The organism is Nocardia neocaledoniensis, from assembly GCF_029868625.1.
Lineage (GTDB): Bacteria > Actinomycetota > Actinomycetes > Mycobacteriales > Mycobacteriaceae > Nocardia > Nocardia neocaledoniensis_A.
In genome coordinates, this window is sequence record NZ_JARWOJ010000232.1 from 23,076 (window position 1) to 37,806 (window position 14,731).

Genomic DNA, 14,731 nt, shown 5'->3' on the forward strand with positions numbered 1-14,731 from the left:
CAGCGATTGTGACACATTTTCGTACCACGGTCACGTCTCAGCTCATCGCGGTCCGCACGAAGGTCGAGGCGAGGTGGAGGTTGTTGACCGGGTTCATGTCGGTGCTCTGGGTGGAGGCGTGCAGGAACGAGGTGATCAGGGCCAGGCGGCGGGGTGCCTCGAACACGACGGTGTAGGTCCTGGTCTCGCCCGCTTCCAGGGTCGGCAGGCGGAATCGGAGGTGGGTCGGCTGGGTCTCGCCGCCGCCGGGATCGAGAAGTCGACCCCAGCCCTGGGTCGAGAGCCTGGCCTCGACCCCGCTCGCCTGCCTGCCGCCGACATTGGTGACGGTGACCGTCGCCGTCACCCTGGATCCGGGGTCCGCCGTGCGTGGCACGTCCAGGTGGACGCCGACGTCGGCCGGATGGTCGCCCGGTGACTGGCCCGCCTTCAGCACCCACAGCGTCATCGTGCCGCGACTCGGCGCCACCCCCGCATCGACGTCGCCGGAAAAATCGGCGGTGACCAGATGGGTACCGAAACCGAGGTGCGAGACGTCGACGTCGCGGGCGATGGCGATGCCGTTGTCGACCGGGACCGGCGCGCCCAGCGGCTTGCCGTCGGCGGAGAACTGGACGGTGCCGGTGTCGATCTCGCCTGCGGGGTCGCGGGTCACCGTGGCGGTGAGGTCGAGTTGTTCGAAGTAGGTGACCGGGTTGTGGTTCGCGCTCACCCTCGTCGTCGAGGTCGCGGTATAGACGGTGAGTTCGGCACGGCCGCTGGACTGTTCGTACACGTCGTCACCGAGGTAGTGCGCCTCGACCGTCCCCGAGCCTGCCCGCAGCGGCGGCGAACTCGCGGTGCCGTCCGCGCCGAGTGGCACCGGATCGCCCAGCGGGGAGCCGTTCTGTGCGAACTGGATCGCGCCGGTTGGTTCGGGAGCGTCCGGCTTCGGCGTGGGCACGGTGACGGTGGCGCCGACGACCGCACCGGCGAGGACCGGCGGCGGTGGCAGCGTCAGATGGACCTCGGTGGGCACCTTCACCGGTTGCACCAAAACCCCGACACTGCCGAAGACCGGCGCGAACACCCGGCTCGGGTCGTCGGCGAGATAGGTCGCGAGCACGTGATGGGCGCCGGGCCGCAGACCGTCGATCGCGGGCAGCGTCGCGACTCCGTCGACCAGCTCGATCGGCCCCGGCGTCGCGACACCGTCGATCTCGAAGCGCACGTGCCCGGCCGGCGTCCCGAACGCCGGTGCGGTTCCCGGCTTCTGGCTCACCTTCGCGCTGAAGCTGACCGGTTCCCCGACCCGAGCGATGTGGTTCGGCGCGCTGGTGGTGACCTCGATCTCGGTCGGCACCTGGTCGTCGCGCAGCCGGAACACCGCGCCGCCGATCAGGTGGGCTGGATCGTCGGTGGCCGAGGCCCCGACCAGGAATCCGCCGGGCAGTTCGCCCTGCCGCGTGGCGGCCAGCGCGGTCAGGTTCACCTGGGCGTAGCCGTCGGCGTCGGTGGTCGCCCGGATCGTGTCGGCGCCGTTGTCGAAGACGGCCGCCGGCGGTTGACCCGCGGGCATCGCGAAGGTGATCGACTTGCCCGCCTGCGGTCCGTGGATCGCGTCGACGAACCGCACCCGCAGCGGTTCGGCGAAAGGCTGACCCGAGTAGGCGCTCTGGCTGTTGCCCGAGATCAGTTCCACCCGGCTGCGTTTCGACGGAATCGGGACGATCAGCTGCACCTTGCCCTCGTTGAGCCGATCCCGATTGCCGTGGCTGCCGTCGGGCCCGTTGTAGAAATGCGGCGGCTGGTTCGCGACACTGTCGACAGCGGACTCCCCGCCGCCACCGCCGCCACCGCCACCGTCGTTGCCGTCCTGCGCGCCGTGGCCCTTGCCGCCACCGTGGCTGCCGCCACCGCCGCCACCGCCACCGCCGCCGGTGGAGCTGCCGGTGGCGTGCCCGCCGTGCGTGCCACGCTCGCTGCCGCCCTCGCCGCCGAAGCCGCCACCGAACCCGCCGCTGGTGCCGTCGCCCGGCTGGGGCCCACCGCTGCCGCCGTCACCGCCGTCCGCGCTGAACCCGTTGCCACCGCCGCCGCCACCGCCCCCGGCGACGACGATCGCCCGGTTGTCGGAGGACGGCCGCGTGCCGCAGTCGGCGCCGTTCTGGCTCACCGCCGACGCACCGCCGCCACCCGCACCGCTGTAGGACGCGCCGGAATCGGCGGTGCCGCGATCACCGCCGGTCCCGTAACCCCAGCCGCCGTTCGGCCCGCCGTAGTGGCCGACATCGATCTTCAGCTGTTTGCGCTCCTGCACGGCGATCACCGCCTGCACACCGCTGCCCGCGCCACCGGTGCCGACGTCGCCGAAATCGTGCCCGCCGCCCGCGCCCGACCCACCGAGCACATCGGCGAAGATCTCGTCGACGCCGTCGCCGACGCAGTAGTACTGCGCGGATTCGCCGTGCACGCCGAAGGTCGTCGTGCGGACACCGTCGGCCGAGGTGAGGAACAGGACGTAGCCGTCGCCGGAGACCGACGCGGTGGTCACGCTCGCCTTCGACAGGCTCGGCGACGCGTACGAGGTACCTCCGCCGCCGCCCGCGCCACCGGCGCCCGGCGCCGCGTGTGGACCGTGCGTGATCGGCGTCTCCGGTGCCGCGGCGCCGCCGCAGCCGCCGCCCTGCCCGGCGCCACCGAGGTAACCACCGCCACCGCCACCACCGCCGCCACCCCCTCCAGTCTTGTCGAACGTGTGGCCGTCGCCGCCCGCGCGCGGACCACCGCAGGTGAGCCCGCTCGGCGTGGTGCCCGCCGGATTGTTCTGGCCCGCACCGCCGGTCCACGGCGGGCCCTCCTCCCAGCCGACCGCCGCGCTGCCGTCGCCACCGTCACCGCCGTCGCGTCGCGAGCCGCCGCCGCAGTAGAAGAACGTCGAATCCTGCACGGGCGAGACGGAATAGCAGTCGGGCGCGTTGCCGCCCGCCCCGCCACCGCCGCCCGCGACAAGCACCGGCGCGTTGTCGGGTCCGAGCACCGCCGAGGCGCCGCCACCGCCGCCGCCGTCCCACCCGCTCGAGTAGACCGTCCCGAAATTCGTCAGCTGGTCGACGGCTTCGCCTCTCGCGCCGCCGGCGGCGTACGGCGAGAATCCGCCGTTCTCGCCACCCGCGCACCCGACCTGCACCTGGAACTCCTGCTCCGGGGTCACCCGCAGGCCGCCGCTGACCTGTCCGCCGAGCCCGCCGATGCCGGTGAAGTTCGGGTTCGGTGTCTGGCCCTGCCCGCCGACGGCCTCGATGTAGAGGCTCGTGGTGCCCGCGGGGACCCGGTAGGTCTGGGTCCGGTCGCTGCAATAGAACACGTCGATCGACAGGCCCGACTGCGGGTCCTCGAAATGGTCGGAGGCGCGCGCGGCAGCCGGGCCGGGCGGCTGGGACCGCGCGAGCGTCGAGGTGCCGAGGACGAGCACCACCCCGAGCAACGCGGCCACCCACGCGTGAGCCGCAGTCCGTCCGGCCATGCCAGAACTCCGTTCGCCAGCGCCGTTGCTACGAAACTTGCCGAAACGGTAGCGGTGGTTGTCGCCTCAACCCGCCAGCGACGCGCATATTTCTGCAGGTCATCGCGGCTGTGAGCAGTTCGGATCCGCGGTCGCGGGGTGCCGGGACGCGGCGCCGAGTAAGTTCGGCTCCGTCGGCACGCGGCCGACCCGACGACAGGGGACACGGTGCGCGATCGGGGCACGATACGAGGGGCACGTACCGCCGCAACGGCTTTCGCGGTCGCGGCGCTCGCCGCCGGATGCGCGCTCGGCGACAAGGTCGAGGGCACGGCGACGAGCTCACTGGACTCGTTCGCCCCGTCCGCGGGCAACCAGGACCCGTCCCGCGAGATCGCCGGCGTGACGATCACCGAGTTCCCGCCCGGTCTGCACGTCATGAGCACCCAGCGGGTCGCCTATCCCACCGTGCCGCCGCTCGGCGGTCCGCACGACAGCGCGTGGGCGGCCTGCGACGGGGTCGTGTACGACACCGGTGTCCGCACCGAGAACGTGGTGCACTCGCTGGAACACGGCGCGGTGTGGATCGCCTACGACCCGGCCCGGGTCACCGGTGACGACCGCGCGGCGCTCGCGGCCAGAGTCCTGGACCGGCCCTACACCCTCATGTCACCGATTCCCGGCATGGCCGACCCGATCTCGCTGCAGTCGTGGGGCCATCAACTGAGACTCGACAGCGCCGACGACCCCCGGATCGACCAGTTCATCGTCGCACTGCGCGAAAACCCCTACACCACACCGGAACCGGGCGCGACCTGCTCGAATCCCATCTTCGATCGCCAGAACCCGCCACCGTACGACCCGACGCCGCCTGGCCCGGACGCCATGCCGATGAACTAGCCGGTCATGTCGAACTGCGCGGTGACCTTGCTCGGCCGGACCCGGACGACGAGCTCGCCCGGCACCCCGTTGCGCTTGCCGAACTCCTCGGCGCGATCGGCGCCCATGTAGCGCCCGCCGATCTCGGTCGCGGTCCGCAGTAGTTCGTCGAGATCCTCCGACACCGTCACCGTGCCCTGCACGGTGACCAGCCCGTACGGCGGTTCCTCGAGATCCACGCACACCGCGATGCGCGGATCGCGCGCGAACGCCCGCGCCTTGGCCGAGGTCTTGCCGGTGTTGAAGACAAGCTCGTCACCTTCGACGATGAACCAGACCGGGGTGATCAGTGGACGGCCGTCGGCGGCGACATAGGCCACCTTGGCCGTCCGCGTGCCGTGGGACAGGAACTCGCGGACCCGGGGATCGGAGAGAGATGCCATGCGGATCAGCGTAGGCGCGCCCGCACCCCGATGCCCGGCCCGAAACGCCAAGCCGGTCAGAGCGCGCCTTGCTCGCGCGCGGTGGCGACGGCCGAGGTCCGGGACTTCACCCCGAGCTTGGTGTAGATGTGCACCAGGTGCGATTTCACGGTCGTCTCGCTCAGGAACAGCTGCTTGGCGATGTCCCGATTGGACAACCCGGCCGCGACCAGCCGCAGCACCTCGACCTCACGCGGGCTGAGGGTGGTGTCGGCGCGGCGGACCCTGGTCATGAGTCGCGAGGCGACCGTGGGTGACAGCACGCTCTCCCCCACCGCGGCCGCGCGTACGGCGGCGAGCAGTTCGGCGGGTGGGGTGTCCTTGAGCAGGTAGCCGACCGCACCCGCCTCGATGGCGCCGAGGATGTCGGCATCGGTGTCGTAGTTGGTGACCACGAGGACCTCGGGCGGCCCCGGCAGCGCGCGCAGGCTCGCCGTCGCGGAGGCGCCGGTGCGGCCGTCGCCGAAGCGCAGGTCCATCAGCACCAGGTCGACCGGGTTCGCCGCGCAGAAGGCCACGGCCGCGTCGGCGTCGGCTACATCGCCGACGACGCAGATGTCCTCCGCGGCCTCGAGCAGGGCGCGCAGACCGGCCCGCACGATGGCGTGGTCGTCGGCGAGCAGCAGCCGGATCACGTGGCGGCTCCCAGGGGGAACGACACGGTGACGGCCGTGTGCCCGGGTTCCGATTCGATCGTCATCCGCCCACCCTGCTGCTCGACGCGACTGCGCATGGCGGCCAACCCAAATGCCCCGGAGCGTGGCCTGCGCAGGATCTCGGCATCGATGCCGACGCCGTCGTCGACGATATCGAGGTGCACATCGGTGCCGTCGTAGGTGAGGGTGACCCGCATGCGCGCGGCGGCGGCGTGCTGCACCACATTGGCGACGGCGCTCTGCGCGATCCGTACCAGGGCCGCCTCCATCGGCATCGGCAGCCGTTCCGGCTCGCCTTCGACCAGCAGCTGCGTCGCCAGGGTGGCCGACCGCGCCCGCTCACAGATGCGTTCCAGCGCCTCGGCCAGCGATTGCCCGTCCAGTGCGGCGGGCGCCAATTCGTCGATGAGCCTGCGGGTTTCGGCCAGGTCCGCGGCGGCGGTCTCGCGCGCGAGCTGGATCCGGTCCAGCGCGGGGTGATCCGGCGCGGCCTGTTCGGCGGCGTGCAGGAGCAACTGGATGCTGCTGAGCCCCTGGGCCACGGTGTCGTGGATTTCCTTGGCCAGCCGCTCCCGTTCGGCGAGCTTGCCCGCGGTTCGTTCTCGCTCGGCGAGAACCGCTCTGGTGCTGAGCAATTCGTCGATCAGCCGTTCCCGTTCCACCGCTTCGCGACGCAGCGCCTGATACCCGAGCCCGATCCCGATGGCCACCGCCGCGCCGAGCACGGGTCCGACAACCGCACCCACCGACCAGCCGCGATGGGCCGCGAACCCGGCCACTCCGAGCGCCGTGGCCAGCACGACCGCGACCAGGCTCCACGGTCGCGGCAGCAGGTGCAGATAGACGAAGAACAAGCCGAAGGCGAGATACACCGCGTCGGGAGTGAGCCCGAGCAGGGCCAGCCAGAGCACGGTGAGCGCGGCCAGCCAGAGCACGGTGAGGCGCGAACTCCACAGCAGCGCGGCATGATTCGGCGGTATCTCGCCTATCCGATCCGGCGTCGTGTCCGAGGTTTCCGGAACCCGCGCGACTCCCGGCCCCGGCACGGTCGCGCTCCCCCGCGCGTCTCGTTCGCCGACGGCGGCCCGACCTCCCGGCACCCGGCGATCTCCCCCTCGCCGAGGCAGTTCGGTCCCCGCGAAGTAGACGACCAGCCAGACCACCGTCAACCCCACCACGAGGGCGCCGTGTCCACCGCCGCCGGGCAGCAGCGCGCGCACCGCCACCACGGCGGCGAGCACCGTCACCAGCACATGCAGGCCGAGCCGCAGTGTGGTGACGACCGGGGTCAGCGGGGACGATCGCACTCGACCAGCTTATGTGCGGCTAACGGACCGGCATCCATCGAAAGGTGTAATCGCGGGCCGACCTTGGATGGACCGGGTTTCGTGCGGCGGTGCGATGGCGCGACCGGCGCGTCCGGCGAGAGTGGAGGCATGTTCGTCGCACTCCGAGATCTGCGGGCCGCCCGCGGGCGGTTCCTGTTGATCACCACGGTCGTCCTGCTGGTCGCCGTGCTGGTCAGTTTCCTCAGCGGGCTCACCGCCGGGCTGGCGCACCAGAACATCTCCGCGGTCCAGGGCCTGCGCGCCGACCAGGTGGTGTTCGCCGAGACCGGCGCCGACCCGTCCTTCGACTCCTCGGTGCTCACCGAGGAGCAGATCGCGCGATGGCGGGCGATGGGCGGGATCGAGGTCAGCCCGATCGGCATCTCGCGCGCCCGCGCCGAACACGCGGGCGCGAGCCCGGAACAGGTCGCGGTGTTCGGCGGCGACCCCTCGGCGTTCAGCAATCACCCTGCTACCGCTCCCGGTGCGGTGGTGCTGAGCGCGGGCGCGGCGCGCGCACTGGCCGCGGGCACCGGCGACACCGTGGTGCTGGCCGGGCACGAGTTCACCGTCGCCGATGTCGCCGGGGACGAGTGGTACAGCCACACCCCGGTGGTCTGGACGAGCATGGCCGACTGGCAGGCCGCCAGCCCCCGCGCGGGAGCCGCGACCGTGCTCGCCGTGCTCGGCGACGACCCGCGCAACGGTATCGACGCCGAAGCGGGCACGCGCACGGTCCCCGCCGGCGACGCCGTCGAGGCGATCGGGTCGTATCAGGCCGAGAACAGCTCGCTCACCCTGATGACGGTGCTGCTGTTCGCCATCTCCGCGCTGGTGATCGGCGCCTTCTTCACCGTGTGGACCGTCCAGCGGCAGCCGGATGTCGCCACGTTGAAGGCACTCGGCGCGACCACGGGTTCGCTGGTGGTCGACGCGCTCGCCCAGGCCGCGATCGTGCTGATCACCGGTGTCGTCCTCGGCCTCGGCATCACCGCGACGGCCTCGCTGTTCCTCGGCGACGCCATGCCGTTCGTGCTCTCGCTCTCGACCACCCTGGTGCCCGCGCTCGCCCTGATCGCGCTCGGTCTCGCCGGTGCGGCGTTCGCACTGCGCTTCCTGTTCACCACCGATCCGCTGACCGCGCTCGGCGCGACCCGCTGAAGGACCTCCCATGGCGCTCACCCTCACCGATGTCACCCTCACCTATCCCGACGGCTCGGACCGGCTCACCGCGCTCGACCGGGTGAACCTGTCCGTGCCCGCGGGCACGATCGCCGCCGTCACCGGCCCGTCCGGGTCGGGAAAATCGAGCCTGCTCGCCGTCGCGGCGACCCTGATCCGGCCGGATACGGGCTCGGTCATGCTCGAAACAGACTCCGGCGGTGTGGATCTCGCCGGGTTGCGCAGGCGGGCGGCGGCCACGATCCGGCGCTCCACGATGGGCATCGTCTTCCAGCAGCCCAATCTCATTCCGGCACTGACCGCGGTGGAACAGTTGGAGGTCACCGCGCACCTGGGTGGGCGGCACTCCTTCTTCCGGACATCGGCCCGCCGCAAAGAAACTCGCTCCCGCGCAAACGAACTCCTCGACGCCGTCGGCCTGTCCAGCCATGCGCACAAGCGCCCGGCGCAACTCTCCGGCGGACAGCGCCAGCGCGTCAACATCGCCCGCGCCCTGATGAACGACCCCGCCCTGCTCGTCGTCGACGAACCGACCAGCGCCCTGGACTCCGAACGCGGCGCCGCCATCATCGACCTCATCACCACCATCGCCCACGACCACCGCGCCGCCACCATCCTGGTCACCCACGACCCCACCCACCTGCACCGCATGGACGCGGTCTACCGCATGACCGACGGCCGCCTGGCCCGCGTGGAAACCCCGGTCAGCACAGCCTGACCCAGCGGCGGCCGGGACATGATTCCCACTACGCCGGATCGGTCGAGCCGCCCGCGCGATTGGTGGCAACGGCCAGCACCATCAGATCCGGAAAGTGCCGAACATCGAGATCCGTGAGGTCACGGATCCGGCTCAACCGGTTGTCGATGGTGTTCGGGTGCACGTGCAGCGCGTCGGCGGTGCGGCGACGATCGAGGTCGTTGTCGAAATAGGCCAGCAGCGTGTCGACCAGGTCGTGCCGCGCGCGAAGGGGCGCGCAACGCCGCAACAGGACCGGGAGCGAGGCACTCTCATGTGCGAGGTGGTGTTCGAGAGCGATGTCCTCGATCGAACTGACCATGCCCGTACGGCCGATCCGCACCGCGATGGCCAGCACCTCGGCGGCCAGGGCCGCAGCTCGTGGCAGGTCGTCGGCGCCGTTCGCCGTGGCGACCGCGGCCGTGACCGGCACGGAGTGCGCGTCTTGAAGTTCACCGATCACTTCGTCGAGCGCCCGCGGCGGACAACTCGTGATGAGGCGTGCCGATCGTCCCCGGACATCGGCGAGCCACAGCCCCTCCACGCCGCGCTGTAGCGTCGCGCGAACCCGCCTGGACTTCCTGATCGCCGCGATCGTCCGCGTCTGCTCCGAGCCGGTCTGCTCGGCCAAGGTCGGACCGATATCGACAAGCACCACCACCGGATGCTCGGGTACGGTCCCCGGCCCGTCGTCGAACGGGTAGTCGACCCCGTCGAGGTGGTGGGCGATCAGCCGGGCTTCTCGCCCGTCCTGCGCCGCGATCACGTCGCGGGAGGTGCGGTCGTAGGCGATGACCGCGTCCAAGATCACGGCGTCGTAGACCTCGCGCACACGTGCCAGCGCGGGTGCCGCCGTCGCCTGGTCCGCGAGCCGGTCGTCCAATGCCTCCGTGAGCGCTTCCAACCCGAGCTGCCAGCAGTGCAGGTAGTTGCGCAGTGGTAGGCCCTCGGCGACTCGGTCGTTGCCGCGCACCAGCACGTCGCGCATGAGTCCGTTGACGTCCAGATCGGCGTCGAGCACGGCGCGCAACGCGGTGTCGATGAACGTTCGCACGGTGTGCAGGCTCTCCCGATACAGGTGGTCGGGCACAGTCTCCGGGGTGTACAGCGGGGTTTCGTCGACGTACCGGTCGATGACGGCGCGGGCCAGCGCCGATGCGTCGCGCCGCAGCGATCGCACCGCAGAGGACACGTCGTGTTCCGCCATCGAACTCCCAGCCAAGCGACGTTCCTCCTCTGTGACGCGTCACACACAGCGCCTGCGCGATGTGTGACGTACAGCGATGTTACCGACGTCACCGAGGCTGGATGCTGGGTCGCACCTCGCTCGTCGAGGCCGACACCCAGACCCGACAAGGACAGCCATGCCAGACATCACGCCCGATCACCTGCCGCTGTACGGGATCACGGTCATCGACTTCGGGCAGTACATCGCCGCTCCCGGAGCGACCCAAACCCTCGCCGATCTCGGGGCGGAGGTCATCAAGGTGGAGAACCCGCGCGGCGACCAAGCACGTTCGATCGGTTCCTACGGTGACTCGATCATGCGCGCCTACAACCGCCGCAAGAAGTCGGTCGTGGTCGACCTGAAATCCGAGACCGGCCTGGCTCAGGCGAGAGCGCTGATCCGCACCGCCGACATCGTCGTCAGCAACCTCAGGCCCGGCGCGATGGATCGGCTCGGTCTGACGATCGACGCGATCCGCGCGCTGAACCCATCGGTGATCTATGCCGAGGTCACCGGGTTCGGCAAGAACGGGCCGTCGCGTCAGCGGGTCGGCCTGGACATCGCCGCTCAAGCCGAGTCCGGGCTGATGTACGTGACCGGCGAGCCCGATCGCGAGCCGCAACGGGTGGGCGTGCCGGTGATCGACCACGCCGCCGCCTACGTCCTCGCTCAAGCGCTGCTCGCGTCCCTCTTCCGCCGAGAGCGCACCGGCGCCGGTGACCACATCGAGGTCTCGCTCCTGGATGTGGCGCTCGATCTCCAGTCGGTGAACTGGGGCGACTACAGCGTCGGCCGGAAACCGGTCAGACAGGGCAACGGGCAGGCTGCCGCCGCGCCTGCCGCCGACCTTTTCCCCACGGCGGACGGCTCGATCGTGGTCTCGGCCTATACCGACGACAAGTTCGCGGCCCTGTGCACGCTCGCGGGGCTGCCGGGCATGTCCGCCGACCCCCGCTTCCGTGACAACGCCCGACGCGTCGCGAACCGTACCGAGCTGCTTGCCGCGCTGCGCCCGTTCTTCGCCCCCCTCGCCACCGAAGACGCCGTCGCACTGCTGACCGATGCCGGGATCGTCTCCGGCGCCGTGCGGTCCTACGACCAGGCACGAGCGGCCGAAGACGTCGTGGCGTCCGGAATCTTCGTCCAAGCGATCGACCCTGACGGCGAGCGATACACCATTCCCGGTCTGCCCTATCAGGCGGCCAGCGTTCCGCGAACCGGCGACGGCGGCGGCGTCCCCCCGCTCGGCTCGGACAGCGAACGGATCCTCAGCAGCCTCGTGGTCGACTGACCGGCCCACCCAGGAGGACTTCTCATGTTCAAATCCACGACCACGGTCAAGTTCACCGACCTCGCGAACTCGATGATCGACACTCCGGCGATACGGCGCCAGGGGTGGATGGTCACGATCCTGCTGATGCTGTTCATGTTCGTGAATTTCGCGGACAAGGTGGTCGTCGGCATCGTCGGCGTCGAACTGCAACGGGACCTCGGCATCTCGGCGGGGCAGTTCGGTCTGCTCCAGAGCGTGTTCTTCTGGACGTTCGCGATCGGGGCGCTCGTGCTCGGCTCGCTCGGCGGCAGGGTGAGCGCGAAGTGGCTGCTCACCGGCCTGGTAGCGCTATGGGTGCTGAGCCTGATCCCGCTCACCGGACTGTTCCCGGTCTCGTTCGTCGTCATCCTCGGCGCGCGCATGCTGCTCGGGTTCGCCGAGGGGCCTGCGGGCGCCCTCTCGCAACAGATCGCCCACACCTGGTTCGTGCCGAAGCGTCGTTCGCTGCCGTCGTCGGTCGTCATCATGGGCGCCTCGATGGGCCCTCTGATCGCCGCACCCGTGCTGACCTGGGTTCTGCAGAGCTACGGTTGGCAGGCCACCTTCCGGGTGCTGATCGTCATCGGCCTCGTCTGGGTCGTGCTCTGGTTCCTGTTCGGTAAAGAGGGCCCGGCGGCCAACGCCCCGAGCCCGGTCGGTGAGACGGAGGACTCCGTGCTGCCGGAGACCGCGCCATTGCGCGCGCTCTGGATGCGCCCCACGGTGTTCGGCATCGCCTTCTTCGCCTTCTGCTCGTACTGGGCGACCTCGCTGAAAGTGAGCTGGCTGCCGGTCTACCTGCGCCAGGGCCTGCACTACAGCGCCGCCGAGACCGGATACCTGGTCACGCTGCCTTTCGCGGCGGCGGTGATCCTCACCTTCCTGGTCGGGCTGATCTCGTCGCGCATGATGCTGCGCGGCGTCACCTCGCGCAAGGCCAGGGTGATTCTGTGCGCGGGTCTGCTGGCCGTCGGCGGCGTGTGCATGATCGGTTTCACGCTGTTGCCGGTCGGCATCCCGCAGATGGTTCTGATCACCTTCGCGTTCTCGCTCAACACCGCGGCCTGGGGACTCGCGTTCTCGGTGCTGTCCGACGTGGTGCCGAGCAAGCGGCGCGCCTCGGTGATGAGCACGATGGTCGCGATCTACAGCCTCGGCGGTGCCGCCGCGCCCCTGCTCATCGGGTGGCTCGTGTCCGGCACCAGCGACAAGGCCCAGGGCTACGGGTACGGCTTCGTGATCGTCGGCCTCATCATGATCGTCGGCGCGGTCTCGGCGTTCGTCTTCGGGCATCCCGAGCGCGATGCCAGGGTCATCATCGACAAGTTCGGCACCAAGCCATGAGCACCGAGCTCGCCGTGCCCGCCGACTCCGATCGAGTACGCAGGCCCCGGTCGGTGTTCTCGGTCGGCGAGGAACCCGACGTTCGGTTTTCCCTCGCCAACGAACGCACCGCACTGGCCTGGGTACGCACCGCGCTCGCGCTCGTCGCCGGCGGGATCACGCTCACCACCGTGGCCGGGATCTCCTCGCTCGCGCCGACGCTGTACGGCCTGGCCGCCCTGTCCTGCGCGGCGGGTGCGGTGCTCGCGGTGGTGGCGCTGCGACGGTGGGCCGAGAACGAGCGCGCGTTGCGCAGACGGGCACCGCTGCCCGCCCCCGTATCCCTGGCCTGGCTCGTCGTCGGCGTCGTGATCGCGTCGAGCGGCCTGGGTGTACTCGCCGCCGTCCAGTGGTTCGGGGCATGACGTGGACCAGGGACTCCAACCGCAACGCACCGCTCTCGCCTGGCAACGCACCTGCCTGGCGGCCTACCTCGGGGCGATCACGCTCGGGTTCGCCGCCATGCGCCATGACGCTCCGCTGGTCTCTGCCCCGGCCCTGCTCGTCGGCGTCGCGGTGGCGGCCATCGGGGTCAGGTGGATCCCACGGGGCCGGGAGCGCGCTCCCGGCGGGCAGACCATCTGGCGGCTACTCGGCGGCGTGGTCACGACCGTCGTCGGGTTGGCCGTACTCGGAGTCGTCCTCAGCGTCGATTCCCTGCTCCGCGTGGCGTGAACCCGCGGGGCACCTCACCGATCACCCGATCTCGAAAGGACGACACCATGCCGGAGATCACGAGCGCACCTCCCGCGCCGAAACCACACGCCGATCGACTGCTCGACGCATCCACCGACGCGTTCCGGCTCGGCTTCGAAGCGTATGTCTGGGCGTACCCGCTGGTCCTGATGGCGCGCACCAGGAACGCGCTGCTCGACCCGAACCGGCGGCACCCGAGCCACCTCAACCGTCTGCGTACCGTGCCCCGATTGCTGACCGACCGCGATCACGAGGTCGTCAAGCCCAACAACGACACGATCTACGTGATCGCGTGGCTCGATCTCAGCGCCGGTCCCGTCACCCTCGCGGTCCCGGCCGTGTCCCGCTACTACGGCCTCCAATTGCTCGACCACTACACCGAGACCTGGGGCTATGTCGGCACCCGCGCGACGGGATCGGGGCCGGGCGTGTTCACCATCGCCGGACCAGACTGGTCGGGACCGACGCCGGCCGGGACCACCCTGCTCACCGCCCCGACGAACACGGTGTGGCTGCTCGGCCGGGTGCTGGTCGAGGGGCAGCACGACCTGCCGGAGGCGAAGCGGGTCGCCGACTCGTTTCAGCTCACCGGTCCGGAGATACCGACGCCGGACCTGGGCCCCGCCCCGTCTCCGCACACCGTGCACACCGCGGGCCTCGGCTTCTTCGACGAACTCTGTGCCGCGTTGGACGGCAATTCGCCCCCGGCCGCCGACGCCGACCTGGTAGCCCGGCTCGCGGCCGCCGGAATCGGAGTCAGCCGTACCCCGAGCCGCGAGATCGCGGACCCGGCGATCCGGGCCGCGCTCGCGGCCGCGGTGACAGCGGCGCACGAGTGTCTGGTCGCGAGCGACCGGGGGCTGTCCGCGAGCGGCGGCGACTGGCGCTACGACCTCGATATCGGTCGCTACGACGGCGACCATCTGCTGCGAGCGGTGGTGGCGCTCAACGCGCTCGGCGCACTCACCGCGGAGGAGGCGACGTATGCGAACGCGGGCAGCGACAGCGCCGGACACCGCCTCCACGGCGGCAATCGGTATGTACTGAGGTTCGCTGCCGACCGATTGCCACCCGTCGACGGATTCTGGTCGTTGACGATGTACGACCAACACGACTTCCTGGTGCGCAATCCGATCGACCGGTTCGCGATCGGTGACCGGACCGAGGGGCTGCGCTACGGATCCGACGGCTCGCTGGAGATCCATATCGCGCACGAACGGCAGGCCGACGACCTCAACTGGCTGCCCGCCCCCGACGGACCCTTCCAGCTCACCCTCCGGTTCTACCTGCCGCGCCGCCAGATCCTCGACGGTGAGTACGTGGTCCCCTCGGTCGAGCGGGTCTGAACGGTATGAAGACGGGGCG

The 14,731-nt window shown here is 70.4% G+C and carries 13 protein-coding genes; 8 read left to right on the forward strand and 5 right to left on the reverse strand.

Going from position 1 to position 14,731, the window contains the following annotated elements; all coding sequences use genetic code 11:
* Positions 1-37: 37 nt before the first annotated feature.
* The gene (locus QH270_RS17600; RefSeq protein ID WP_280343532.1) at positions 38-3,505 is read right to left on the reverse strand and encodes an Ig-like domain-containing protein; all 3,468 of its coding nucleotides are present in this window, start codon (positions 3,503-3,505) and stop codon (positions 38-40) included.
* A gap of 207 nt (positions 3,506-3,712) precedes the next feature.
* Between QH270_RS17600 and QH270_RS17605 the strand changes: the two genes are divergently transcribed.
* Positions 3,713-4,384: a DUF3105 domain-containing protein gene (locus QH270_RS17605; RefSeq protein WP_280343534.1), complete on the forward strand. Its 672-nt coding sequence runs from the start codon at positions 3,713-3,715 to the stop codon at positions 4,382-4,384.
* Here QH270_RS17605 and QH270_RS17610 read toward each other — a convergent pair.
* From QH270_RS17610 to QH270_RS17620, 3 genes are read right to left on the reverse strand one after another with little or no spacing between them, the layout of a single operon-like run.
* Positions 4,381-4,806: a PPOX class F420-dependent oxidoreductase gene (locus tag QH270_RS17610; protein ID WP_280343537.1), complete on the reverse strand. Its 426-nt coding sequence runs from the start codon at positions 4,804-4,806 to the stop codon at positions 4,381-4,383. The genes QH270_RS17605 and QH270_RS17610 overlap by 4 nt on opposite strands.
* Positions 4,807-4,862: 56 nt before the next feature.
* Positions 4,863-5,480: a response regulator transcription factor gene (locus QH270_RS17615; RefSeq protein ID WP_280343540.1), complete on the reverse strand. Its 618-nt coding sequence runs from the start codon at positions 5,478-5,480 to the stop codon at positions 4,863-4,865.
* Positions 5,477-6,808, reverse strand: coding sequence for a sensor histidine kinase (locus tag QH270_RS17620; protein ID WP_280343543.1), 1,332 nt, complete (start codon positions 6,806-6,808; stop codon positions 5,477-5,479). The genes QH270_RS17615 and QH270_RS17620 overlap by 4 nt, the downstream gene beginning before the upstream one ends.
* A gap of 129 nt (positions 6,809-6,937) precedes the next feature.
* Between QH270_RS17620 and QH270_RS17625 the strand changes: the two genes are divergently transcribed.
* Positions 6,938-7,990 carry an ABC transporter permease gene (locus tag QH270_RS17625; protein WP_280343545.1) on the forward strand — a complete coding sequence of 351 codons (1,053 nt, stop codon included), beginning with the start codon at positions 6,938-6,940 and terminating at the stop codon, positions 7,988-7,990.
* A gap of 10 nt (positions 7,991-8,000) precedes the next feature.
* Positions 8,001-8,729 (forward strand): ABC transporter ATP-binding protein, encoded by a 729-nt coding sequence (locus QH270_RS17630; RefSeq protein WP_280343548.1) that lies wholly within the window; start codon positions 8,001-8,003, stop codon positions 8,727-8,729.
* Between the two features lie 28 nt (positions 8,730-8,757).
* On the opposite strand, the gene QH270_RS17635 is transcribed toward QH270_RS17630, so the two are convergent.
* Positions 8,758-9,954, reverse strand: a complete 1,197-nt coding sequence (locus QH270_RS17635; RefSeq protein ID WP_280343551.1) for a PucR family transcriptional regulator — start codon at positions 9,952-9,954, stop codon at positions 8,758-8,760.
* A 157-nt stretch (positions 9,955-10,111) separates the two neighbouring features.
* On the opposite strand from QH270_RS17635, the gene QH270_RS17640 reads away from it, so the two are divergent.
* From QH270_RS17640 to QH270_RS17660, 5 genes are read left to right on the forward strand one after another with little or no spacing between them, the layout of a single operon-like run.
* A complete protein-coding gene (locus QH270_RS17640; protein ID WP_280343553.1) occupies positions 10,112-11,266 on the forward strand; it encodes a CaiB/BaiF CoA transferase family protein in 1,155 nt (384 codons plus the stop codon).
* Between the two features lie 24 nt (positions 11,267-11,290).
* Complete coding sequence (locus QH270_RS17645) at positions 11,291-12,631, forward strand: MFS transporter (protein ID WP_280343555.1); 1,341 nt, start codon at positions 11,291-11,293, stop codon at positions 12,629-12,631.
* A complete protein-coding gene (locus QH270_RS17650; RefSeq protein ID WP_280343558.1) occupies positions 12,628-13,035 on the forward strand; it encodes a YidH family protein in 408 nt (135 codons plus the stop codon). The genes QH270_RS17645 and QH270_RS17650 overlap by 4 nt, the downstream gene beginning before the upstream one ends.
* A 1-nt stretch (position 13,036) precedes the next feature.
* Positions 13,037-13,345, forward strand: coding sequence for a DUF202 domain-containing protein (locus tag QH270_RS17655; RefSeq protein WP_280343560.1), 309 nt, complete (start codon positions 13,037-13,039; stop codon positions 13,343-13,345).
* Positions 13,346-13,392: 47 nt separating this feature from the next.
* On the forward strand, positions 13,393-14,712 hold the full coding sequence (locus QH270_RS17660; RefSeq protein ID WP_280343562.1) for a DUF1254 domain-containing protein: 1,320 nt from the start codon (positions 13,393-13,395) through the stop codon (positions 14,710-14,712).
* Positions 14,713-14,731: the final 19 nt, after the last annotated feature.